Here is a 23146-nt window from a genome sequence, read left to right as displayed (position 1 = left end):
TAGTGTTTAAAATAACAGAAATATGCAATTTATAAAACAAGAAAAAGTTCGTTTTCAACATATTGATTATGCCGGAATAGTTTTCTATCCGAGATTTTTAGAAATGCTCAACGGTTTAGTTGAAGATTGGTTTGAAGAAGCTTTAGACCGACCTTTTTCAAAAATGCACGAAACCAATGGTATTCCAACAGTTGATTTAAAAATTCAATTCAAAAATGCGGCACGTTTAGGCGAAATCTTAACTAAAAAACTTTGGGTAAAAGAGTTAAAAAACTCGTCTATTCTTTGTGGATTTGAGTTTGAAAACGAAAGCAATAGTATAGTTTTAGAAGGCGAAGTTACCTTAGTAAATGTAGCTTTCAACCCAGAAAGAAACGGCATCAAAGCAGAACCTTTTTCAGAAGAAATGAAAGAAAAAATCAAAAAATATTAAAATTCATAAAAACTTAGCGAAACTCTGTGAAAACTTAGTGAAACTTTGTGTAACAATATAACTATGGAATTCAAAAAATTCAAAGCCGCTACTGTTCAAACGTCACCAGTATTTCTAAATGTAGAAAGAACAGTTGATAAAGCGATTTCTTTTATTAAAGAAGCGGCCTCAAACCAAGCAAAACTTATTGCTTTTCCTGAAGTATTTATTTCTGGATATCCTTATTGGAATTGGATTATGACGCCTGTTCAAGGGAGTAAATGGTACGAAGAATTATATAAAAATTCGGTAGATATTTCTGGACCTGAAATCAAGAAATTATGCTTGGCTGCTAAAGAAAATGATATGCATATCGTGATGGGAATCAACGAACGAGGCAAAAGCTATGGCGAAATTTACAATACCAATTTAATCATTGATAATAAAGGCGTTATCATTGGAAAGCATAGAAAGTTAGTGCCAACATGGGCTGAAAAGTTGACTTGGACTTCTGGTGATGGTTCTTCCTTGAAGGTATATAATACTGAAATAGGTCCTATCGGAACCTTAGCGTGTGGCGAAAATACCAATACATTAGCCCGTTTTACGCTACTTTCGCAAGGCGAATTGATTCACATTGCCAACTATATTTCATTACCCGTTGCGCCACCAGATTATGATATGGCTGAAGCGATAAAAATTCGTGCTGCCGCGCATTCTTTTGAAGGTAAATTATTTACAATTGTTTCGTGTTCAACAGTTTCTCAAGAAATAAAAGATGCCTTACGTGCCGATGTGCCGAATGTAGATGAATTATTAGATCGAAAAAGCTCAGCATTTTCTGGATTTATAGGTCCAAATGGTGCTGTAATCGGTTCACCTTTAATTGATGAAGAAGGAATAGTATATGCTGAAATTGATTTGGAAAAATGCATCCAACCGAAACAAATGCACGATATTTTAGGCCATTACAACCGATTTGATATTTTCGATTTGAGAGTGAACACCGCTCCCACACGAAAAATCACATTTATTGACAATCACGAAGAATTTAATAAACGATAAATAATTGTTGACTGAGGCATTCGAAGTCAACAATTTAAAATAAAAATTATGGAAGAAAACAACTTTTCAGATGACCAAATCGGTCGTGCAAGAGTACAAGATTCACCAGAATTAGTTGCCTATTACAAAGAATTGGAAACATTAGGTGCGGGTGCTTTATGGACAGTAGCAAATGACATAGAACCTTGGGAACCGCGTTCGTCATCCGTACCCATGCTATGGAAATATGATGATTTACGCGATTTAGTTTTAAAATCTTCCGACTTAGTAACACCTGAACAAGCTGGAAGACGTGTCGTATATTTGGTAAACGACAAACGTAAGGACGTTTCGGCAGCCGTGGGTTGGTTGTACACTGGAATTCAAGTTACGCGTCCAGGCGAAAGTACTTCTGCGCACCGTCATAAGGCATCGGCATTGCGATTTATTATGGAAGGCGAAAAAGGCTATACTGTTGTGGATGGTAATAAAATTATGCTTGAAGTGAATGATTTTGTTATTACACCTAATTCCACTTGGCACGAACACGGCGTGGAAGAAGGCGGGAAAACCTGTATTTGGCAAGATGGTTTAGATATTCCTTTAGTAAATGCTTTAGAGGCTAATGATTATGCCGTTTATGATGGCAAGCAGCCTTTGGTGAAGCCTTTAAATTATTCACCTATTGTCTATGGCTGTGCAGGATTAATTCCAGCTGATAAAACGTGGGACAAACCCTATTCGCCATTATTCAAATATTCCTGGAAAAATGTGTATCCAGCACTTTTAAAAGCTCAAAAAGTGAACGATGTTAATCCGTTTGATGGTATTTTTATGCAATATTCGAATCCGTTAACAGGCGGACACGTGATGCAAACGATGGGAGCCGCGATGCAATTATTACCAGCTGGTTTCAAAGGAAAAGCACACAAGCATACAGGTTCTTTCGTATATCAATGTGCAAAAGGAAAAGGTTTTTCTATCATCAACGGACAACGTTTCGATTGGAAGGAAAGAGATATTTTCTGTGTTCCGAGTTGGGCTTGGCACGAACATCACAACCTTTCTGAAACCGAAGATGCTTGCTTATTTCAGTTCAACGATTTACCTGTAATTGAAAGTTTAGGACTTTTTCAATCAAGAGAATTGCAAGAAAACAATGGACATCAGCCAATTCAATAACAATATCAAATTCAAAAATCATTAAAAAACTTTGCTGCTTTGTAACTTAGCAACTTTGAAACTTAATAAAATATGAAACTACTTACCTACAAAACACAAGACACTGAGCCTCGTTTGGGCTTCCTTCATAACAATCAAGTCATTGACATGGAAGATTTTGGAGAAATATCTAATTTTCCATTACCTAATGATATGTTAGATTTAATTGATATGGGATTTGAAATTATTGCTGAAATAAGCGAATTAATTTCGGAAACACCAGAAAATTTCTTCGAAGAAATCGCTTATGAAATGAACGAAGTTACGATTTTAGCGCCCATCGAAAAACCAAGAAAAAACATTATTGGTATTGGATTAAATTACACCGAACACGTGGCAGAAAGTGCTCGTGGATTAGATACCACAGGAAAATTACCAACGAAGCCAATTATTTTTTCAAAGCCACCTACAACGGTTACAGGAACAAATACGGAAATAATAAAAAACACAAAATTAACCTCACAATTGGATTGGGAATGTGAATTAGCAGTTGTTGTTTCTAAAAAAGGGAAATATGTAACCAAAGAAAATGCGATGGATTATGTGTTTGGCTACACAGTAATTAATGATATTTCTGCTCGCGATTGTCGTAGAGAAGGACAATGGATTGTATCTAAAGGACAAGATACTTTTGCACCAATGGGACCATTTTTAGTTACGAAAGACGAAATTGAAAACCCGCACAACTTGAATTTATCATTAAAAGTAAACGGAGTTGAAAAACAAAATTCCAACACAAAATTTATGTTGTTTAACATCAATGATTTAATTGAAGACTTAAGTATCGTGTTTACTTTAGAACCAGGCGACATCATCGCAACAGGAACTCCTGCAGGTGTTGGCGCAGGAAGAAACCCACAAGAATGGATGCATAATGGTGATGTGGTAGAAGCTACAGTGGAAGGCATAGGAACGATTGTGAATACGATTAAAGAAATTTAAAAAAGTTTTCAGTCTCAGTTTTCAGTATTCAAACTGTTAACTGCGACTGCGACTGTAAACTATATAAAAATGAAATACAGAATAGGACAAATAGTTCCATCTTCAAACGTAACGATGGAAACCGAAATACCAGCCATTTTTCGTTCACGAGAAACCATTTTACCTGAGCGTTTTACGTTTCACAGCAGTAGAATGCGAATGAAAAAAGTAACCAAAGAAGAACTCGAAGCAATGGATGCGATGAGTTTGAAATGTGCTCAAGAATTATCAGATGCTCACGTAGATGTTATGGGTTATGCCTGTTTGGTGGCGATTATGAGTATGGGACGTGGTTATCATTGTGTGTCGGAAGTAAATTTGCACCAAGAAACAGTGGCTAATGATTTTCCAACGCCTATTGTTACTTCTGCAGGCGCATTAATTAACGGATTAAAGGTTTTGGGTGCGAAACAAATTTCGATTATTACGCCTTATATGCGACCATTAACCGATATGGTGGTGGATTATATTGAACATCAAGGCATCAAAGTAAAACAAAGTATTGCTTTAGAAATTCCAGACAACTTAGAAGTGGCAGCTCAAAACCCAATGAATTTATTGGAAATCTATAAACAATTGGATTTAACAGATGTCGATGTTTTAGTCGCTTCAGCTTGTGTGCAAATGCCATCGTTGGAAGCCATCGATTTAATTCAAGCCGAATGTGGTATTCCAGTAACATCAGCTGCGGTTTGTACCACGTATGAAATGATGAAAAAAATTGGAATCGAAGCTAAATCAGCTATTGGTGGTGAATTATTAAGCGGGAAATATTAAATTCAATCAAAATCATAAAAAAATGCGTTCTGAAAATTAATCAGAACGCATTTTGCATATTATATAGAATATTTTAAAAACTATATTTTGCTCCGCCGTATATATTTCTTCCTGCAGCATTAATCCCTGATGCAAAATTTCTATATTGCGTATCTAAAATATTTTCTATTCCTGTAAATAAAGTAAACCCTTCTATTGATTTCGTTGCCGCTTTAAAATTATACGTCTCCCACGCTGGCATACCATTTGCTGGTGCATAATTTAAATTGTCTTCACCACTTGTAGAATAATCACTTAACGGTTTTTTTCCGTTGAACAACATATAAGCTTCAAAAGTGGCCCACTTAGGCGCATAATTAATTCCTAATTTTCCAAAATAAGGCGGAATATGATCTAAAGGTCTTTTGTTTCCATCAGTAGTAACTCTTCCTAAAGTAATATTATACGAACCATTAAATTGCACGTTTTTAGCCAAAGTTGTTTTAATATTTCCGTTGACTCCAGTTACAAATGCTTTTCCTAAATTTTGATTGGCCACTACGTTTCTTACATCGCCACCACCAAAATCATAGGTGTTTTGCCCATTAAAAGTAAATTTATCTGTTACAATAGCATCGTATAATTGCGTGTAAAAATAAGTAACATCAAATTGATGTTTGTTCGATTTAGATTTTAAAACAAATCCAAAATCTCCAGTAATTGTTTGTTCTGGTTTCAACTCTTTATTAGGAACAATTAAAGTTCCAACGCCAGATTCAAATATTTTTGCTAAATCATCAATATTTGGCACTCTGAAACCAGAGCTTACATTGGTTTTTAATATAAAATTTTCCGAAGCGTTATGTACCAATCCTATGTTTCCACTATAGGTAAAGTTTTGTTGTTTTATTTCATTAAAAGGTAAAGGCATTATTGTATTATCAGCAATTGTACTATTTAGAGTGGCATATCCAACTCTTGCACCCATAGAAAAATTAGTAGCCACATATCTTTTAGAAGTATAAGAAACATAAATATCATTTCGCATCATGTTATTTTTTCCATTCGGATATCTTGTGTCTAATGGAACTACTACGCCCGTATTTATGTTGTTTTTAAAGGCGGTTGATTTCAAATCATCATAGTAATTTTCCATACCATAATATATATTTCCTTTTTTTAATTTAGTTTCAAAATTCGCAGCTAATGAATATATATTTACATTTTCTATTCTATTTTGTAGGTTGTAATTTCCAAAATTTCTATTTACACGGCTTTCTTCCACATTTTGATAACCCGCATCTAATTTAAAATCTGTATTTGCGAATACATTTTCTTTTTCTAAACTGTACACCCCTAAAAGTCTTTTTTGTGGGCCGTAGTACCATTCGGCGCTTTTTAAACCTGAAGAAGATGGATCGGTTAATCTGTCGTATCTATTAATGTTTGAAGATGTTGAGTATTGAAAATTGGCATTATGAATAAACCCACTTTTAGATGTATAAACTAATTTTTGCATGAAGTTGTACTGTTTAAAAGCACTTCCAATTTGTATATATTTATTGTCATTTTGAGTTAAAATATCAATTCCATTTATCGTTTTAACATATTTTGTTCTTTCTCCAAAGAAATCGCCGTTATGATTTTTAGATTTTCCCATTTTCAAATCACCAAAGTCATTATATGAAAAAGCAGTTAAAGATGCAAAATTCTTGCCTCCGTAATTAATGTCAAAATATCCTGATTTTTCTTGGTTTACAGAAGAATATCTTGTATTAAAATTTCCAGTAAAACCTTCAATAAATTTTGCATTTTTCGTAATCATATTTACCGAGCCTCCAAGCGCGTCACTTCCGTATAATGATGAGGTTGGACCATATTGTACTAAAGCCGCTTCTAGGAAATTTTCATCTACAGTTATTACATTTTGTAAGTGACCTGATCTGAAAATTAGATTGTTCATACGTACACCATCTACTAAAAGTAATATTCGGCTAGATTCAAACCCTCTAATTACCGGACTTCCTCCGCCTTGCTGCGATTTTTGAACAAATAAAGCACCAGAGTTTGCCAACATATCGGCTGTGCTTTGAAAGTTTTGAAATTCTATTTTTTCTTTAGAAAAAATTTCAATTTGTGAAGGTGTTTGATTTTTATCAATTGTAATTTTCTTAGAATTGATTTTTATCTCTTCTATGTTTTGTGCTTTTATAGTATCTGTAACTTCTTGACTAAAAGATAATTGTGAGTTTGTTAGCAGAAAAAAGAAAAAAAATGCGAAGTTTTTTAACATGAAAAATTTATTTAAAAATAACACATCAAAAATTATGCCATATGATTGTCGTTATTTTTTATTAGGTTCAATTATTACGGCACTTGGATATCTCTTTTTAATATTAATTAAAGACTTTTCGGCTTCAATTTTACTTTTAAAGCTACCCACCCAAACTTTGTATGACGGATTACTAAAAACAATAGTTCCGTCCAATAAAGAAAATTCTTTTTTAAAGGCAAGCAATGTTTTTTTGGATTCTTCTATATTACCAAAAAATATTTGAATTTTAAATTTGTCATTTATTGTAATGCCTGAATTGTTTTTTCTTTTTTCTTGAAGCAATTTTTCGATTTTTTCATCTTGTTCAATAATCGTTTTCGTAGTTTGTGAAAAAATATTTTGTGAGAACAAAATCGTAAATATTAAGATTGAAAATGGAGTAATTTTTTTTAAAGTCTTCATAATGAATGATATTTAATGCAAATTTATTACTTAGAATTAAATAATTGCCCTTTATCTTATTTAGAATTAAAATAAATTACATTTTAAGATAAATTTAGGGTTTTTATAATTATTGTAATGTTGTATTTTTGTCCAAGTTTTTAAAAAAGTATGATGAAGCATTAGCTAAAACCATACCAAAAAATAAGTTTGATAATTAATTTTTAATATGAAAAAGTTGGGTAACCCTAAATCGTTTTCAAAAACTATCTTTTCTTTAGCGCTTTCTGCATTTTTTGCAGTAGGTGTTTCTGCGCAAGAAGCTGTTGCAGCTGCTGCGCCTGCTGCAACAGCGGCGGCACCAGCAACTGGTTCAGGTGATCCAGTAAAAGGAAAAGAATTGTTTAACACTAATTGTGCCGCTTGTCACAAATTAGATGCAAAAATGACTGGTCCTGCATTGAGAGGTGTTGGCGATAAGTATGACAAAGAATGGTTGTACAAATGGATTAAAAATAGTTCAGACCTTATTAAGTCTGGTGATGCTAAAGCAGTAAAAGTCTACGAAGAATTTGCGAAAGCAAATATGACCGCTTTTCCTCAATTATCTAATGGCGACATTGATAATATTATAGCATATACTATGGAAGTGGCTCCGGCTGCTGAAACTCCAAAATCTGCAACAGGTGGAACTGCTGAAAAATCTGAAGGTGGTATCTCAAATAACTTAATATTAGGTGTGTTAGCATTTGTGTTAGGTATTTTGGTATTCATGTTGGTTACTGTTAAAAGATTATTGAAAAATGTAATTGAATCGAAAGGTCTTGAAGTTGCTGAAGCACCAAAAGGATTGCCTTTCTGGAAAGCATTTGTTAAAAATCAGTTTTTAATGGTAGTAACCGCAATTTTGTTTCTTTTAATTTCTGCTTATTTTATGTATGGGTATTTCATGCAAATTGGGGTAGATAAAGGATATGAGCCAATTCAGCTAATTCATTATTCACACAAAATTCACGCTGGTGAAAACGGTATCGATTGTAAATACTGTCACTCATCTGCAAGAGTTTCTAAAAATGCTGGTATTCCTTCATTAAATGTGTGTATGAATTGCCATAAAAACATTGCTGAATTCCAAGGTTCTAAAGATTCAACTTATGTGGAATACACTAAAGAATTTTACACAGGAGAAATTCAAAAATTGTATGATGCAGTGGGTTGGGATAAAGCCACTCAGAAATACACAGGAAAAACGAAACCAGTGAAATGGGTTAGAATTCATAATTTACCAGATTTTGTTTACTTTAATCACTCACAACACGTAACTGTTGGTGGTATTGAATGTCAAAAATGTCACGGTAAAGTAGAATCGTTTGAAGTAATGAAACAAGACCAACCATTAACAATGGGATGGTGTATTAACTGTCACAGAGAAACAAATGTGAAAGTTGAAGACAATGGTTATTACAAAAAAATCCACGAACAATTATCTAAAAAATTAGGTGTTGATAAGCTTACAGCTGCTCAAATGGGTGGTTTAGAGTGTGGAAAATGTCACTATTAATAATAATATAAGAAGTTAATATCTATATACAATGGCATCAAACAAAAAATACTGGAAAAGTGTTGAAGAACTAAATGAAAATAGTTCTATTGTTGAGGCGTTACAAAGCAACGAATTTGTAGAGCAAATTCCTGTTGATGAGTTTCTAGGTGATAAAGAAAATCTTTCAAATTCATCTACTTCGCGTCGTGACTTTTTAAAGTACGTTGGTTTCAGTACAGCTGCAGCATCATTAGCGGCTTGTGAAGGTCCAGTAATTAAGTCAATTCCTTATGTGGTTCAACCAGAAGAAATTATCCCAGGTGTAGCAGATTATTATGCTACTACTATTGCGGATGGTTATGATTTTGCGAATATTTTAATTAAAACTCGTGAAGGGCGTCCCATTAAAGTTGAAAACAATACTTCAGCAGGAGCTGTAACAGGAGCTAATGCAAGAGTTCATGCTTCCGTTTTGTCTTTATATGATAATTTAAGATTGAAAAATCCTAAAATTGATAAAAAAGAGGCATCTTGGAATGATGTACATGCTAAAGTAAAAGCTAGTTTAGCTGAAGCTAAAGCTAAAGGCGGACAAGTTGTAGTTTTAACGAATACAACAGCAAGTCCTTCAACTGATAAATTAATTTCAGATTTAGCAACTAAATATACAAATGTTAAACACATTATATATGATGCAATTTCTGATTCAAATGCTTTAGATGCTTTTCAAGCGGTTTATGGTTTCAGAGGTTTAGCAAATTATAACTTCGCTAATGCAGATACAATTGTTTCTGTTGGTGCAGATTTCCTAGGAGATTGGCAAGGTGGAGGTTTTGATGCTGGTTATGCGAAAGGACGTATTCCGAAAAACGGAAAAATGTCTAAACACATTCAAATTGAAGCAAATATGTCATTAGCAGGAGCTAATGCAGATAAAAGAATTCCATTAACTATTGCTGGTCAAAAATTAGCTTTAGTGAAATTATATAATGCAGTTACAGGATCAAATGTTTCTGTTGCTAGTGTGGGTGCTTTAGATAAAGATGTAGAAAAAGCAGCACAACAATTAAAAGCTGCTGGTTCAAAAGGAGTTGTGGTTACAGGTTTAGATGATTTTGATGCACAATATTTAGTATTAGGCATCAATTTAGCTTTAAAATCTGAAGCTTTTAATCCTTCTGATGCTAAGTTAACCAGAAAAGGCGATGCTAAAGCGGTTGCTCAATTAGTAGCAGATATGAACGCTGGTAAAGTTCACACATTAATTATGAGTGGAGTAAATCCAGTTTATACTTTAGCCAATTCAAAAGAATTTGTTGCTGGTTTAGGAAAAGTAAAATTATCAGTATCATTTTCTACTAAAGAAGATGAGACAGCTGTTAAGACTACAATCGCTGCTGCAGCAAGTCATTATTTAGAATCTTGGAATGATGTTGCAATTACACGTTCAAATTATAGTATTGCTCAGCCAACAATTAGACCTTTATTCAATACGAAACAATTTCAAGAAGCTTTATTATCTTGGAATGATAATGCTACTCCATATTATGATTTCTTAAAAGGTTTTGCTGCTGCTAATTTAGGTGGAAAATCATGGAATCAAGCTGTTCATGATGGTTTTGTTGTAACTGCTGTTGGAAATGTAGCTGCTCAAGCAGGTAATTTTGGAGCTTCAGCTACGAAACTTTCTGCTGCAAAATCGAATGGTTTAGACTTAGTTTTATACAGTAAAGTTGGAATGGGAGATGGACAACAGGCAAACAATCCTTGGTTGCAAGAGTTTCCAGATCCAATTACAAGAGTATCTTGGGATAACTATGTAACAGTATCTAAAGCAGATGCTGAAAAATATAAATTAGAAAACTTTAATGTAGCAAACGGAGGTTTAAACGGAAGTTATGTTTCAATTAAAGTTGGTAACGCTACTTTAGAAAACGTACCAGTGATTATTCAACCAGGTCAAGCTGCTGGAACAATTGGTTTGGCATTTGGATATGGTAGAAAAGAAGCATTAAAAGACGAAATGCAAACAGGCGTTAATGCTTATACTTTATATGCAAACGGCAATGCAAATCAAACGGCTTCGGTTACTTTAACTGATGGTGAGCACGAATTTGCTTGCGTACAATTACAAAGAACATTAATGGGTAGAGGAGATATCGTTAAAGATACTACTTTATCTATTTTCAATAAAGCAAATGAAGCTGGTGATAAAGAAATTTATAATCCAACACCGGTTGTATCATTAGATCATAAAGAAGTTGCTGCTACATCAGTAGATTTATGGGCTTCTTTTGACAGAACTACAGGACACCATTTCAATTTATCTATCGATTTAAATGCTTGTACAGGTTGTGGCGCATGTGTTATCGCATGTCACGCTGAAAATAATGTACCAGTTGTAGGAAAAACGGAAATAAGAAGAAGTCGTGATATGCATTGGTTAAGAATCGACAGATATTATTCATCTGAAGAAACTTTCGCAGGAGATATTACAACTAAAAACAGTTCTGAAGGTTTAACAGGGACTATTTCAACTTTCCAAGAATTAGAAGACCCTTCTGCTAATCCACAAGTTGTTTTCCAACCTGTAATGTGTCAGCACTGTAACCACGCTCCTTGTGAAACGGTTTGTCCAGTTGCAGCTACATCTCACTCTCGTCAAGGTCAAAACCATATGGCTTACAACAGATGTGTTGGTACGCGTTACTGTGCTAATAACTGTCCGTATAAAGTTCGTCGTTTCAACTGGTTCTTGTATAACAAAAATGATGAATTTGATTACCACATGAATGATGATTTAGGTCGTATGGTGTTAAATCCAGATGTGAATGTACGTTCTCGTGGGGTTATGGAAAAATGTTCTATGTGTATCCAAATGACTCAAGCTACCATATTAAAAGCTAAGAAAGAAGGAAAAGAAGTTGGTAAAGATGATTTCCAAACGGCTTGTTCTGCAGCTTGTACTTCTGGAGCTATGATTTTTGGAGATGTTAATAATGCAGAATCAGATGTTGCGCAACTTTTAGAAGACGACAGAATGTATCATTTATTAGAAAGCATTGGAACAAAACCAAACGTGATGTATCATGTTAAGGTAAGAAACGATAAATAATTATTAATTGAAACAATATAAAGGATTATGTCTCATTACGAAGCACCCATTAGAAAACCTTTGGTTATTGGTGATAAATCTTATCACGATATAACTGTAGATGTAGCTCGTCCAGTAGAAGGAAGAGCTAACAAATTATGGTGGACAGTATTTTCAATAGCATTAGCTGCGTTCCTTTGGGGACTTGGTTGTATGGTATACACAATTTCAACAGGTATTGGTACTTGGGGTTTAAATAAAACAATTGGATGGGCTTGGGATATTACCAACTTCGTTTGGTGGGTAGGTATTGGTCACGCAGGAACACTTATTTCTGCAGTACTTTTATTATTCCGTCAAAAATGGAGAATGGCGATTAACCGTTCAGCAGAGGCAATGACTATTTTCTCTGTAGTTCAAGCTGGTTTGTTCCCAATTATTCACATGGGTCGTCCATGGTTAGCATATTGGGTATTACCAATTCCAAATCAATTTGGATCATTATGGGTGAATTTTAACTCACCATTATTATGGGACGTATTTGCAATTTCAACCTATTTATCTGTATCATTGGTGTTCTGGTGGACAGGTTTATTACCAGATTTTGCAATGCTTAGAGATAGAGCAATCACACCATTTAATAAAAGAGTATATTCTATCCTTTCTTTTGGATGGAGTGGAAGAGCAAAAGACTGGCAACGTTTTGAAGAAGTATCTTTAGTGTTGGCTGGTTTGGCAACACCTCTTGTACTTTCTGTTCACACAATTGTATCTTTTGACTTTGCTACTTCGGTAATTCCAGGTTGGCATACAACCATCTTACCACCATATTTTGTGGCAGGTGCTGTATTCTCTGGTTTTGCGATGGTAAATACATTATTAATTGTAATGCGTAAAGTATCAGGTTTAGAAGATTATATTACCGTACAACACATTGAATTAATGAACATCATTATTATGATTACGGGTTCAATTGTGGGATGTGCTTATATTACAGAGTTATTTGTAGCTTGGTATTCAGGAGTAGAGTATGAACAATATGCGTTCCTTAATAGAGCTACTGGACCTTACTGGTGGTCATATTGGTTAATGATGACTTGTAACGTGTTCTCTCCACAATTTATGTGGTTCAAAAAATTAAGAACAAGTATTGCCTTTTCTTTCATTATTTCTATTGTAGTAAACATTGGTATGTGGTTTGAACGTTTCGTAATTATCGTAACTTCATTACACAGAGATTATTTACCATCATCTTGGACCATGTTCCAACCAACTTTTGTTGACGCAGGTATATTTATTGGAACTATTGGATTCTTCTTCGTATTGTTCTTATTATATTCAAGAAGTTTCCCAGTAATTGCTCAAGCAGAGGTAAAAACAATCTTAAAATCATCTGGAGATAATTTCAAAAGAGAAAGAGGAGATAGTAAACCACATCATGATCATCACGGACATGATGCTCACGAAGGACACGATCATCATTAATATAAAGAATTATGAGTAATAAAGTAGTACACGCTATATATAACGACGATGATATTTTGTTAGCAGCAGTTCATAAAACTAAAGCTGCACATTATCATATTGAAGAAGTTTACACGCCATTTCCAGTTCACGGACTAGATAAGGCTATGGGTTTACCGGCAACACGACTTGCAATTTGTGCATTTCTATATGGTTTAACAGGACTATTTGTATATTTTAATCTGTTAAGATATATAATGATTAAAGATTGGCCTCAAGATATTGGTGGAAAGCCATCTTTTGAATTTATCCAAAATATGCCTGCATTCGTTCCTGTTTTATTTGAAGGAACCGTATTTTTTGCAGCTCACTTAATGGTTATTACTTTTTATATGAGAAGTAAATTATGGCCATTTAAAAAAGCAGAAAATCCAGATGTTAGAACTACAGATGACCATTTCTTAATGGAAGTGGGTGTTCATGATAATGAAGAAGAATTGGTTTCATTCTTCAAAAACACTGGGGCAGTAGAAGTAAAAGTAATTGATAAGCATTAATAGGTATGAAAAGTATTTTAAATATATTGACATTAGTTGGAGCATCTTTGCTAATGACATCTTGTTTTGATAAATCTGCGCCTAATTATCAGCTTTTTCCAAACATGTACGAACCAATTTCTTACGAAACATATGGAGAATCAGACGTTTTCAATTCACCTACTGGTGAAAAAGGAAAAGTTAGTCAAATTCCACCAGCAGGAACAATTAAACAAGGGTTTGTTCCTTATGAAATTCCAAATACTCCAGAAGGGTATATAGCTTCTAAAAATAATGTGTCACCATTAGCTGCTGATCAAGTTGATGCAGAAAAAGGAAAAGAATTATTTACTATTTATTGTGCTATTTGTCACGGTGAAGGTGGAGATGGAAAAGGGAATTTAGTAAAGAGAGAAAAATTTCTAGGGGTTCCTAGTTATAAAGATAGAGTAATTACTACAGGTAGCGTATTTCACGTGGTTACTTATGGTTTAAACTCAATGGGTTCTCATGCAAATCAATTGTCAAAAGAAGAAAGATGGCAAGTTGCTGATTATGTTATGAAACTTAAATCAGAATTAAAATAGTATTACTTTTTAGAAAAAAATAAAAATATGTACCAGTTTTCTAGTAGATTAAAAAGCTTTTCATTCGCCTTAATGGTTTTAGGTATTTTAGGAATCGGTTACGGTTTCTGGTCAGCACCTAAAACTGATGAAGATGTTGAAGCAATCTTAAAAGAGCAAGAAGCTCATCATGGTGGTGCACACCACGATACTCATTCTGAAGCAACACATTCTGATGCTTCTCATGAGGAACATGCTAATGCAGAAGCACACACTTCTCACGAAGCTTCAACTCATAAAGTTGAAAGTGCAGATTCAGTTAGCCATGAAGTAGCCCATGTAGCAGTTGATTCTGCTGCACATTCAACACACGACTCTACAATTGTAGCTATTGCTCCTGTTGTGACTAATTCTAAAAGTGATATTTACGTAAGTAAGTTTCATAAAGAAATTGTTGATCACGAAGCTGAGCACAAAGAACATGTAGCACATGTAAAACATCAATTGCAAAATAAACCATGGTCTGCATTATATGTAGCTTGTATTTTCTTTATGCTAATTGCAGTTGGGGCCTTAGCTTTTTATGCAATCCAATGGGTAGCACAAGCAGGTTGGTCGCCAATTTTGTTTAGAGTAATGGAAGGAATTACAGCCTATGTGTTGCCAGGTTCAATTATTTTCTTTATTTTATTAGCTTTATCAGGTTTCCATTTTAATCATATGTTTACATGGATGGCTGATGGTGTTACAGACCCTAATAGTTCAAATTATGATCATATTATTGCAGGTAAATCTGGTTTCTTAAATGTGCCTTTTTTCTTAATTAGAGCAGCAATTTTCTTAATTGGTTGGAATTTATTTAGATATGTTTCTAGAAAAAATTCAATCAAATTAGATGAAACAAAAGATATGTCTTTCTTTAAGAAAAATTATAATGCTGCGGCAATGTTCTTAGTATTCTTCATTATTTCTGAGTCTATGATGTCTTGGGATTGGATTATGTCTGTAGATCCTCACTGGTATAGTACATTATTCGGTTGGTATGTTTTTGCAAGTTTCTTTGTAAGTGGTATCACTATTATTACTTTAACAACTATTTATTTGAAAAATAAAGGTTTATTACCAGAAGTTAATAAATCGCATTTACATGATTTAGCTAAATTTATGTTTGGTATCAGTGTATTCTGGACGTACTTATGGTTTTCTCAATTTATGTTAATGTGGTATTCTAATATTCCTGAAGAAGTTACTTATTTTGTAACGCGCATAGAGAACTATAATTTACCTTTCTTTGGAATGGTTGTTATGAATTTCGTATTCCCTTTATTAATATTAATGAATGCCGACTTTAAACGCCTTCAGTGGGTTGTTGTTATGGCTGGTATCGTAATATTAGCAGGTCATTATGTTGATTTCTTTAACATGATTATGCCTGCAACTGTTGGTGATCAATGGTTTATTGGGGTATCAGAAATTAGTTCGGTACTTTTCTTCGCAGGATTATTTATTTTTGTTGTTTTCACGGCATTAACAAAAGCACCATTAGCTTCTGAAGGAAATCCTTACATAGAAGAAAGCAAACATTTTCATTATTAATAATTAATTAACGAAATAAACAAATGAACGGTTTATTGATACTTTTAATCATAGTTTTATTAGGTGTTGCAGCATGGCAATTATCTAAGATATTTAGTCTAACACAAATTGGTACTGCAAAAGATGATTCTGCAATAGCTACAGATAAAGACAACAATATAAATGGATATTTAATGTTTGCATTCGTAGCATTTATATACATTTTTACAATTTATTCATTTGTTAAATGGGGTAGTTTTGTATTAGATACGCCAGCATCATTACACGGTAAAGATGTTGATAATTTGATGAATATCTCAATGGCAATTATCTTTTTTGTACAAACATTAACACAATTTTTATTGCATTATTTTGCTTTTAAATACAGAGGTAAAGAAGGTCAAAAAGCCTTGTACTTTGCTGATAATAATAAATTAGAGGCAGTTTGGACAATTATTCCTGTAATTGTATTAGCCGTTTTAATTCTTTATGGATTATATACTTGGAATCAAATTATGTATGTAAACGAAGATGAAGAAGTAATTAATGTAGAGCTTTACGCGAAACAATTTGCTTGGGAAGCACGTTATGCAGGTGAAGATAATACGTTAGGAAAAGCAAATGTACGTTATATTAAAGATGTAAATACACTTGGTGTTGATATGTCTGATCCAGCATCACAAGATGATAAAGTAGTAGCTGAAATTCATTTACCTGTTGGTAAGAAAATTCATTTCAGAATGCGTTCTCAAGATGTATTACACTCAGCTTACATGCCTCACTTTAGAGCGCAAATGAACTGTGTTCCTGGTATGGTTACTGAATTTGCTTTTGTTCCAACATTAACAACAGCTGAAATGCGTGGAACAGCTATGATGATGAAAAAAGTTGACGGTATTAATAAAATTAGAGCTAAAAAATCAGAAGCATTAGTTGCCGAAGGAAAACCTGCTTTAGAGCCTTATACTTTTGACTATTTATTATTGTGTAACAAAATTTGTGGTGCCTCTCATTACAATATGCAATTAAAAATTATTGTAGAGTCTGAAGCAGATTACAAAAAATGGTTAAAAGAACAAAAAACAATTTCTGTTGCAGTAAAAGAAGCCAATGCTCCTAAAGTAGATCCTGCAATTAATCCTGCTGATGCAAAAGTAGTTGTAGATTCTACTAAAACATTAGCACAAGTTGTAACAAAAAAATAAATTAAGATTCAAAAAATAATATAATTATTATGTCACACGATCACGGTCATCATAAAGATACTTTCATTACTAAATACATTTTTAGTATTGATCATAAAATGATTGCTAAGCAATACTTAATTTCAGGTTTGTTGATGGGAATTATAGGGGTAGTATTATCTTTATTCTTCAGAATGCAAATTGCTTGGCCAGAAGAATCTTTTGAAATTTTTAAAGTATTCTTAGGGGAAAGAATGGCTCCAGGTGGAGTTATGAGAAATGATATTTACTTGGCTTTAGTTACCATACATGGTACAATCATGGTCTTCTTTGTATTAACTGCAGGATTGTCGGGGACGTTTAGTAACTTATTAATTCCATTGCAAATTGGTGCTCGAGATATGGCTTCAGGCTTCATGAATATGTTGTCTTTTTGGATGTTCTTTATTTCTTGTGTGATTATGATTGCCTCTTTATTTGTTGAATCGGGTCCTGCATCAGCGGGTTGGACAATTTATCCACCACTTTCTGCAATTGAAGAAGCGATACCAGGTTCTGGAATGGGAATGACTTTATGGTTAGTTTCAATGGCTATTTTCATTGCGTCTTCATTAATGGGTTCTTTAAATTATATTGTAACCGTTATTAATTTAAGAACAGAAGGTATGACGATGACAAGATTGCCACTTACAGTTTGGGCTTTCTTTGTAACTGCAATTATTGGAGTTATTTCATTCCCAGTATTGTTTTCTGCGGCTTTATTGTTAATTTTTGATAGAAGTTTTGGTACATCTTTTTACTTATCAGATATTTTTATTAAAGGTGAAGTATTACATTACCAAGGAGGTTCGCCAGTTTTATTCGAACACTTATTTTGGTTCTTAGGACACCCAGAAGTATATATTGTATTATTACCAGCTTTAGGTATTACATCTGAAGTAATTGCAACAAATTCAAGAAAACCAATTTTTGGATACCGTGCTATGATTGCATCAATTATAGCTATTGCATTCTTATCTACAATTGTTTGGGGTCACCATATGTTTATCTCAGGAATGAATCCTTTCTTAGGTTCGGTATTTACATTCACAACTCTATTAATCGCAATTCCATCTGCTGTAAAAGCATTTAACTATATTACAACACTTTGGAAAGGTAACTTACAATTAAATCCAGGGATGTTATTCTCTATTGGTTTGGTTTCAACTTTCATTACTGGAGGTTTAACAGGAATCATTTTAGGAGATAGTACATTGGATATTAACGTGCATGATACATATTTCGTTGTTGCGCATTTCCACTTAGTAATGGGTATTTCAGCATTATACGGATTCTTTGCTGGGGTGTACCACTGGTTCCCAAGAATGTTCGGAAGAATGATGAACAAAACACAAGGTTATATTCACTTTTGGGTAACTGCAGTTTGTGCTTACGGAGTTTTCTTCCCAATGCACTTTATTGGAATGGCAGGTTTACCAAGAAGATATTATACCAACTCTAACTTTCCTTTATTTGACGAGTTAGCAGATACTAACGTATTAATTACTGTTTTTGCATTAGTTGGAGCAGCATTCCAATTGGTTTTCTTCTGGAATTTCTTCTACAGTATTTTCAAAGGTAAAAAAGCACCAATGAATCCTTGGCGTTCTAATACTTTAGAATGGACTGCACCAGTAGAGCATATGCATGGTAACTGGCCAGGAGATATCCCAGCTGTTCACCGTTGGCCATATGACTACAGTAAACCAGGTCATGATGAAGATTTTGTACCTCAAAACGTACCAATGAAAGATGGTGAAGTTGAATTACATCACTAAAATATATAAAAAAAGTCCTAACGAAAATTAGGACTTTTTTTGTGAATACTATTTAGATATTTCATTGTTTAAACTATTTACATAACTAGTAATAAGATTCTAATTCACAACACTTTTTATTTGATGCACAATTCTTCCAATAAATTATCCAAATACATAACCCAGCCAAGCCTAGGTTATATTGTATTATATATACTCTGAAAAAAGTAAATTATATTCCCAACACCAATTTAGCGATAGTAAAATAAATAATAATACCTATAATGTCATTACTAGTGGTAATAAAAGGACCAGTGGCTAATGCAGGATCCACACCATATTTATCTAAAACAATCGGAATAAATGTTCCGATTAATGAGGCGATAACAATTACACTTAATAATGCTATAGAAACGGTGATGCCAATGATAAATTCGTAGCCAAGTAGAAAATGACTACCAAGAATTAAAATTCCAGCTAAAATACTTCCGTTTAATAAACTTAATGATAATTCTTTAAGTAATCGGTTCCATAAACTTCCTGTGATGGAGTTGTTTGCCAAACCTTGCACCACAATAGCACTTGATTGCACTCCTACATTTCCTGCCATAGCAGCAATAAGTGGCGTAAAGAATAACAACATTCTGTGACTTTCCATCATAGGTTCGAAAATACCCAACACTTTTACGGAAATAAAACCACCAAATAAAGCTAAAACCAACCAAGGCAAACGTGCTTTGGTTAGTTCCAAAATACTATCATCTGCCTCAACGTCTTGCGAGATACCGGCAGCTAACTGGTAATCTTTATCCGCTTCATCTTTTATAATATCAATAATATCGTCAATCGTTACTCGACCTACTAATCTGCCTAATTCATCTACAACTGGAATGGCTTCCAGGTCATATTTCTGCATAATTCGGGCTACTTCTACGTCTTTAGTTTCCACTCTAACGTAATCTACTTTTTTGATGTATATATCGCTAATTTGAGTTTTTGTCGATGTGGTCAATAAATCTTTTAACGACAAACGACCTTTCAAACGGTCTTCGTCATCTACCACATAAATCGAATGCACTCTGGTAACATTTTCTGCTTGAAGTCGCATTTCTTTCACGCAGGTTAATACGTTCCAGTTTTCGTTTACTCGTACTAATTCTTTTGCCATAATACCTCCTGCGGTATTTTCGTCATATCGTAAAAGGTCAACAATGTCTTTGGCGTGCTCTACATCTTCAAGCTCCGAAATTACTTGTGCTTTTTTAGATTGAGGTAACTCGGCAATAATATCTGCCGCATCATCGGTGTCTAATTCATCAAGTTCTTCGGCAATTTCTTTTGCAGATAAGGTGCTTAAAATAGTTTCACGAACTTCTTCATCAAGTTCAAGAAGAATTTCAGCAGTAATTTCAGAATCTAATAAATTGAAAATATAAATGGCTTCGGACGTATCCAAATCATTCATAATTTCAGCAATATCAGCAAAGTGAATTTCGTGCAAAATAGTTTCCAACTCAACAATATTATTTTGCTGAATTAAATTTTCAATTTGCGTGATAAGTTCTTTACTGATTTTAAATTCCATCTGCCGCTATTTTTTGTGTTAAAGAAATAAAATCTTCTACAGATAATTGTTCAGGTCGTTGTGCAAAGATAGTATCTTCTTGTAATTTATCGGATAAATTTAAACTTTTTAAACTATTTCTTAATGTTTTTCTTCTTTGTTGAAATGCTGTTTTTACCACTTTAAATAATAATTTTTCATCGCAAGGCAATTCGTAATTTTCTTTTCGTGTCATACGCATCACACCTGAATCGACTTTCGGTGGCGGATTAAAAACCGTTGGCGGTACCGTAAATAAGTATTCAACATCGTAAAATGCTTGAGCCAAAACGGATAAAATACCATATACTTTACTCCCTTTTTTACTACAAATTCGTTCTGCCACTTCTTTTTGGAACATTCCTGAAAATTCTGGAATAAATTGACGTAATTCTAAGGTTTTAAAAACAATTTGAGTGGAAATATTATAAGGAAAGTTCCCAATTATAGCAAATTGTTCATCTTTAAAAGCGGCTTGCCAATCGTGACGTAAAAAATCTAATGAGAAAATGTTATTCGCTAATTTTAAATAATGGGCTTGTAAGTATGCAACGGATTCAGTGTCAATTTCAACAACAAACGTTTCGTAAGGTTTTTCTAATAAATATTTTGTTAAAACACCCATTCCGGGACCAATTTCTAACACTTTTTTGTAGTTAGTACCTACCAACGAATCGGCAATTTGCTGTGCAATGCCTTCATCTGTAAGAAAATGTTGCCCTAAATGTTTTTTTGCTTTAACTGACATATATTTTATTTAAATTTCAAATTCGTAAATCCCAATTCGTAATTCGTAAATGAATTAGTTTTCATTACTGAAAAACTCGTTTAATACTTCTAATTCGGTTCTAAAAGCTAACATTTTATCACCAAATAAACGAAGACCTTCCTCTCGCAAAGCTGGCGCGAAAGTTTTATAATATTGTTGAAGTTTTTCATTACTTTCTGCAGAATATTGAATGGAATACGTAGTTCCTCCCATTTCTTCTTCAACTAAAACTTTTGAAAGTTTCGCTTTATAAAAACAGCCAGTAGCTAAAACATCTCCAATATGTTTTGTCTTTAACCAATTTAACCATTTGTCGTGAGCACTATCGTCTATATTTATGGTAACATTATATATAATCATTTGTTTAATTTTTTTTACAAAGATACTTTTTTAATAGCAATGACAATAGCAATGCTAAAATTCAATTATTTTTAATTTGGGCGTGCCCCTATGGGTCGGGCTTTCCGTTCCCGCTTTTTTTGTGCCGAAGAAAAATCGGAACAAAAAAGAGCTCCACTGCAATCCCTCACGCAAGAAACCGGTAATTACAATACCTAAGAAATGCAGAGATTTCTAAATTATAATAATTTCTTCAATCTGTGTTTAAAAACAAAAAAACTCCCAACTAAATATTATATTTGTAACATGAATGAAAATTTAGATCCCAACAAAGAGCGTTTTACGCCACAAGAATTAGATATTGAAAAAGCACTGCGACCGTTAAGTTTTGATGATTTTGCAGGACAAGACCACGTGCTTGAAAATTTAAAAGTATTTGTGGCAGCAGCAAACCAGCGAGGTGAAGCGCTTGACCACGCGCTGTTTCACGGTCCTCCAGGATTAGGAAAAACAACTTTAGCGAGTATTTTAGCTAACGAATTGGGTGTTGGAATCAAAATCACATCAGGTCCAGTATTGGATAAACCAGGCGATTTAGCAGGTTTGTTAACCAATTTAGAAGAACGTGATGTGTTGTTCATTGACGAAATACATCGCTTATCGCCAATAGTAGAAGAATATTTGTATTCTGCTATGGAAGACTATAAAATTGACATCATGATTGAATCGGGTCCGAATGCCCGTTCGGTACAAATTAATTTAAATCCGTTTACCTTAGTAGGTGCCACTACACGTTCTGGATTATTAACCGCACCGATGCGCGCGCGTTTCGGAATCCAAAGTCGTTTACATTATTATAATACCGAATTATTAGCCACAATTATCGAAAGAAGTTCTGGAATTTTAAACGTGCCTATCGACTTAGAAGCCGCTATAGAAATCGCAGGAAGAAGTAGAGGAACACCTCGTATCGCTAATGCTTTATTACGAAGAGTTAGAGATTTTGCGCAAATAAAAGGAAACGGAAGTATCGATATAGAAATAGCGCGTTACGCCCTAAAAGCCCTAAATGTAGATGCCAATGGTTTAGACGAAATGGATAATAAAATTTTAACTACTTTAATTGACAAATTCAAAGGCGGCCCTGTAGGATTAACCACTTTAGCCACAGCCGTGTCAGAAAACGGAGAAACTATTGAAGAAGTATACGAACCTTTTTTAATCCAAGAAGGCTTTTTAATGCGAACACCCAGAGGTCGTGAAGCTACCGAAAAAGCCTACAAACATTTAGGAAGAATAAAAGGACTAAACCAAGGGGAACTTTTTTAGGGTTTATTTAGAAACTAATGACACGATTGCAAATCCTAGATCTGATGCTTATTTGGCAACTCAAGCAATTACTGAAAAATCAATAACAGAAAATTGATATGACGATTAAATAATAAAATATGTACGGAAAACTTTATTATAACTTTTATTCATATTTAAAAAAAAAGAATAATCAAGACCCCACTTTTAATGCTGCATGCATACTATTTATAGCTCAA

At 33.8% G+C, this 23146-nt stretch carries 19 protein-coding genes; 14 read left to right on the top strand and 5 right to left on the bottom strand.

Going from position 1 to position 23146, the window contains the following annotated elements:
* The first annotated feature begins 22 nt into the window (after nt 1–22).
* From ACIQZ1_RS00095 to ACIQZ1_RS00075, 5 genes are all read left to right on the top strand, one after another.
* Complete coding sequence (locus tag ACIQZ1_RS00095; protein WP_396157861.1) at nt 23–433, top strand: acyl-CoA thioesterase; 411 nt, start codon at nt 23–25, stop codon at nt 431–433.
* 63 nt (nt 434–496) lie between these two features.
* Nucleotides 497–1477, top strand: coding sequence for a carbon-nitrogen hydrolase family protein (locus ACIQZ1_RS00090; RefSeq protein WP_396157859.1), 981 nt, complete (start codon nt 497–499; stop codon nt 1475–1477).
* A gap of 48 nt (nt 1478–1525) precedes the next feature.
* Nucleotides 1526–2638 (top strand): cupin domain-containing protein, encoded by a 1113-nt coding sequence (locus ACIQZ1_RS00085; RefSeq protein ID WP_396157857.1) that lies wholly within the window; start codon nt 1526–1528, stop codon nt 2636–2638.
* A 72-nt stretch (nt 2639–2710) separates the two neighbouring features.
* Entirely contained in the window at nt 2711–3619 is a 909-nt protein-coding gene (locus ACIQZ1_RS00080; protein ID WP_396157855.1) for a fumarylacetoacetate hydrolase family protein, read from the top strand.
* A 69-nt stretch (nt 3620–3688) separates the two neighbouring features.
* The gene (locus ACIQZ1_RS00075) at nt 3689–4435 is read left to right on the top strand and encodes an Asp/Glu racemase (protein WP_396157853.1); all 747 of its coding nucleotides are present in this window, start codon (nt 3689–3691) and stop codon (nt 4433–4435) included.
* A gap of 73 nt (nt 4436–4508) precedes the next feature.
* Here ACIQZ1_RS00075 and ACIQZ1_RS00070 read toward each other — a convergent pair whose 3' ends face one another.
* Both ACIQZ1_RS00070 and ACIQZ1_RS00065 read right to left on the bottom strand, forming a co-directional pair.
* Nucleotides 4509–6707 carry a TonB-dependent receptor plug domain-containing protein gene (locus ACIQZ1_RS00070; RefSeq protein WP_396157850.1) on the bottom strand — a complete coding sequence of 733 codons (2199 nt, stop codon included), beginning with the start codon at nt 6705–6707 and terminating at the stop codon, nt 4509–4511.
* 51 nt (nt 6708–6758) lie between these two features.
* On the bottom strand, nt 6759–7151 hold the full coding sequence (locus ACIQZ1_RS00065; RefSeq protein WP_396157848.1) for an SPOR domain-containing protein: 393 nt from the start codon (nt 7149–7151) through the stop codon (nt 6759–6761).
* Nucleotides 7152–7359: 208 nt separating this feature from the next.
* Here ACIQZ1_RS00065 and ACIQZ1_RS00060 point away from each other — a divergent pair, with 208 nt between their 5' ends.
* From ACIQZ1_RS00060 to ACIQZ1_RS00025, 8 genes are read left to right on the top strand one after another with little or no spacing between them, the layout of a single operon-like run.
* Nucleotides 7360–8691: a cytochrome c3 family protein gene (locus tag ACIQZ1_RS00060; protein WP_396157846.1), complete on the top strand. Its 1332-nt coding sequence runs from the start codon at nt 7360–7362 to the stop codon at nt 8689–8691.
* Nucleotides 8692–8722: 31 nt separating this feature from the next.
* Nucleotides 8723–11788 (top strand): TAT-variant-translocated molybdopterin oxidoreductase, encoded by a 3066-nt coding sequence (locus ACIQZ1_RS00055; RefSeq protein ID WP_396157844.1) that lies wholly within the window; start codon nt 8723–8725, stop codon nt 11786–11788.
* Nucleotides 11789–11812: 24 nt separating this feature from the next.
* Nucleotides 11813–13252, top strand: coding sequence for an NrfD/PsrC family molybdoenzyme membrane anchor subunit (gene nrfD / locus ACIQZ1_RS00050; RefSeq protein ID WP_396158033.1), 1440 nt, complete (start codon nt 11813–11815; stop codon nt 13250–13252).
* An 11-nt stretch (nt 13253–13263) separates the two neighbouring features.
* Nucleotides 13264–13788, top strand: a complete 525-nt coding sequence (locus ACIQZ1_RS00045) for a DUF3341 domain-containing protein (protein ID WP_396157842.1) — start codon at nt 13264–13266, stop codon at nt 13786–13788.
* A gap of 5 nt (nt 13789–13793) precedes the next feature.
* Nucleotides 13794–14354 carry a c-type cytochrome gene (locus tag ACIQZ1_RS00040; protein WP_396147991.1) on the top strand — a complete coding sequence of 187 codons (561 nt, stop codon included), beginning with the start codon at nt 13794–13796 and terminating at the stop codon, nt 14352–14354.
* A gap of 27 nt (nt 14355–14381) precedes the next feature.
* Nucleotides 14382–15929 carry a quinol:cytochrome C oxidoreductase gene (locus tag ACIQZ1_RS00035; RefSeq protein WP_396157840.1) on the top strand — a complete coding sequence of 516 codons (1548 nt, stop codon included), beginning with the start codon at nt 14382–14384 and terminating at the stop codon, nt 15927–15929.
* Nucleotides 15930–15952: 23 nt separating this feature from the next.
* Nucleotides 15953–17113, top strand: coding sequence for a cytochrome c oxidase subunit II (locus tag ACIQZ1_RS00030; RefSeq protein ID WP_396147989.1), 1161 nt, complete (start codon nt 15953–15955; stop codon nt 17111–17113).
* 29 nt (nt 17114–17142) lie between these two features.
* Entirely contained in the window at nt 17143–18909 is a 1767-nt protein-coding gene (locus ACIQZ1_RS00025; RefSeq protein ID WP_396157838.1) for a cbb3-type cytochrome c oxidase subunit I, read from the top strand.
* 211 nt (nt 18910–19120) lie between these two features.
* Here the strand turns inward: ACIQZ1_RS00025 and mgtE are convergent, their stop codons facing one another.
* The 3 genes from mgtE to ACIQZ1_RS00010 are packed head-to-tail and all read right to left on the bottom strand — an operon-like array spanning nt 19121 to nt 21620.
* The gene (gene mgtE / locus ACIQZ1_RS00020) at nt 19121–20473 is read right to left on the bottom strand and encodes a magnesium transporter (protein ID WP_396157836.1); all 1353 of its coding nucleotides are present in this window, start codon (nt 20471–20473) and stop codon (nt 19121–19123) included.
* Nucleotides 20463–21239: a 16S rRNA (adenine(1518)-N(6)/adenine(1519)-N(6))-dimethyltransferase RsmA gene (rsmA, locus tag ACIQZ1_RS00015; RefSeq protein ID WP_396157834.1), complete on the bottom strand. Its 777-nt coding sequence runs from the start codon at nt 21237–21239 to the stop codon at nt 20463–20465. Before rsmA ends, mgtE begins: the two co-directional genes overlap by 11 nt.
* Before the next feature lie 54 nt (nt 21240–21293).
* The gene (locus ACIQZ1_RS00010; RefSeq protein ID WP_396157832.1) at nt 21294–21620 is read right to left on the bottom strand and encodes a DUF4286 family protein; all 327 of its coding nucleotides are present in this window, start codon (nt 21618–21620) and stop codon (nt 21294–21296) included.
* A gap of 285 nt (nt 21621–21905) precedes the next feature.
* Here ACIQZ1_RS00010 and ruvB point away from each other — a divergent pair, with 285 nt between their 5' ends.
* Nucleotides 21906–22928 carry a Holliday junction branch migration DNA helicase RuvB gene (gene ruvB, locus ACIQZ1_RS00005; RefSeq protein WP_353078414.1) on the top strand — a complete coding sequence of 341 codons (1023 nt, stop codon included), beginning with the start codon at nt 21906–21908 and terminating at the stop codon, nt 22926–22928.
* The last annotated feature ends 218 nt before the right edge of the window (nt 22929–23146 follow it).

This window comes from Flavobacterium sp. (genome assembly GCF_044341185.1).
In the GTDB taxonomy this organism is placed as follows: Bacteria; Bacteroidota; Bacteroidia; order Flavobacteriales; family Flavobacteriaceae; genus Flavobacterium.
The sequence above is the reverse complement of the archived record's forward strand: the minus strand, read 5'-3'. Positions and strand labels throughout refer to the sequence as shown.

Coding starts and splice junctions, on each gene's coding strand:
- ACIQZ1_RS00075 (WP_396157853.1), top strand. CDS start 3,689: ATGAAATACAGAATAGGACAAATAGTTCCATCTTCAAACGTAACGATG.
- ACIQZ1_RS00090 (WP_396157859.1), top strand. CDS start 497: ATGGAATTCAAAAAATTCAAAGCCGCTACTGTTCAAACGTCACCAGTA.
- rsmA (WP_396157834.1), bottom strand. CDS start 21,239: ATGTCAGTTAAAGCAAAAAAACATTTAGGGCAACATTTTCTTACAGAT.
- ACIQZ1_RS00070 (WP_396157850.1), bottom strand. CDS start 6,707: ATGTTAAAAAACTTCGCATTTTTTTTCTTTTTTCTGCTAACAAACTCA.
- ACIQZ1_RS00095 (WP_396157861.1), top strand. CDS start 23: ATGCAATTTATAAAACAAGAAAAAGTTCGTTTTCAACATATTGATTAT.
- ACIQZ1_RS00065 (WP_396157848.1), bottom strand. CDS start 7,151: ATGAAGACTTTAAAAAAAATTACTCCATTTTCAATCTTAATATTTACG.
- mgtE (WP_396157836.1), bottom strand. CDS start 20,473: ATGGAATTTAAAATCAGTAAAGAACTTATCACGCAAATTGAAAATTTA.
- ACIQZ1_RS00080 (WP_396157855.1), top strand. CDS start 2,711: ATGAAACTACTTACCTACAAAACACAAGACACTGAGCCTCGTTTGGGC.
- ACIQZ1_RS00060 (WP_396157846.1), top strand. CDS start 7,360: ATGAAAAAGTTGGGTAACCCTAAATCGTTTTCAAAAACTATCTTTTCT.
- ACIQZ1_RS00035 (WP_396157840.1), top strand. CDS start 14,382: ATGTACCAGTTTTCTAGTAGATTAAAAAGCTTTTCATTCGCCTTAATG.
- ACIQZ1_RS00030 (WP_396147989.1), top strand. CDS start 15,953: ATGAACGGTTTATTGATACTTTTAATCATAGTTTTATTAGGTGTTGCA.
- ACIQZ1_RS00025 (WP_396157838.1), top strand. CDS start 17,143: ATGTCACACGATCACGGTCATCATAAAGATACTTTCATTACTAAATAC.
- ACIQZ1_RS00010 (WP_396157832.1), bottom strand. CDS start 21,620: ATGATTATATATAATGTTACCATAAATATAGACGATAGTGCTCACGAC.
- ACIQZ1_RS00045 (WP_396157842.1), top strand. CDS start 13,264: ATGAGTAATAAAGTAGTACACGCTATATATAACGACGATGATATTTTG.
- ruvB (WP_353078414.1), top strand. CDS start 21,906: ATGAATGAAAATTTAGATCCCAACAAAGAGCGTTTTACGCCACAAGAA.
- ACIQZ1_RS00085 (WP_396157857.1), top strand. CDS start 1,526: ATGGAAGAAAACAACTTTTCAGATGACCAAATCGGTCGTGCAAGAGTA.
- ACIQZ1_RS00055 (WP_396157844.1), top strand. CDS start 8,723: ATGGCATCAAACAAAAAATACTGGAAAAGTGTTGAAGAACTAAATGAA.
- ACIQZ1_RS00040 (WP_396147991.1), top strand. CDS start 13,794: ATGAAAAGTATTTTAAATATATTGACATTAGTTGGAGCATCTTTGCTA.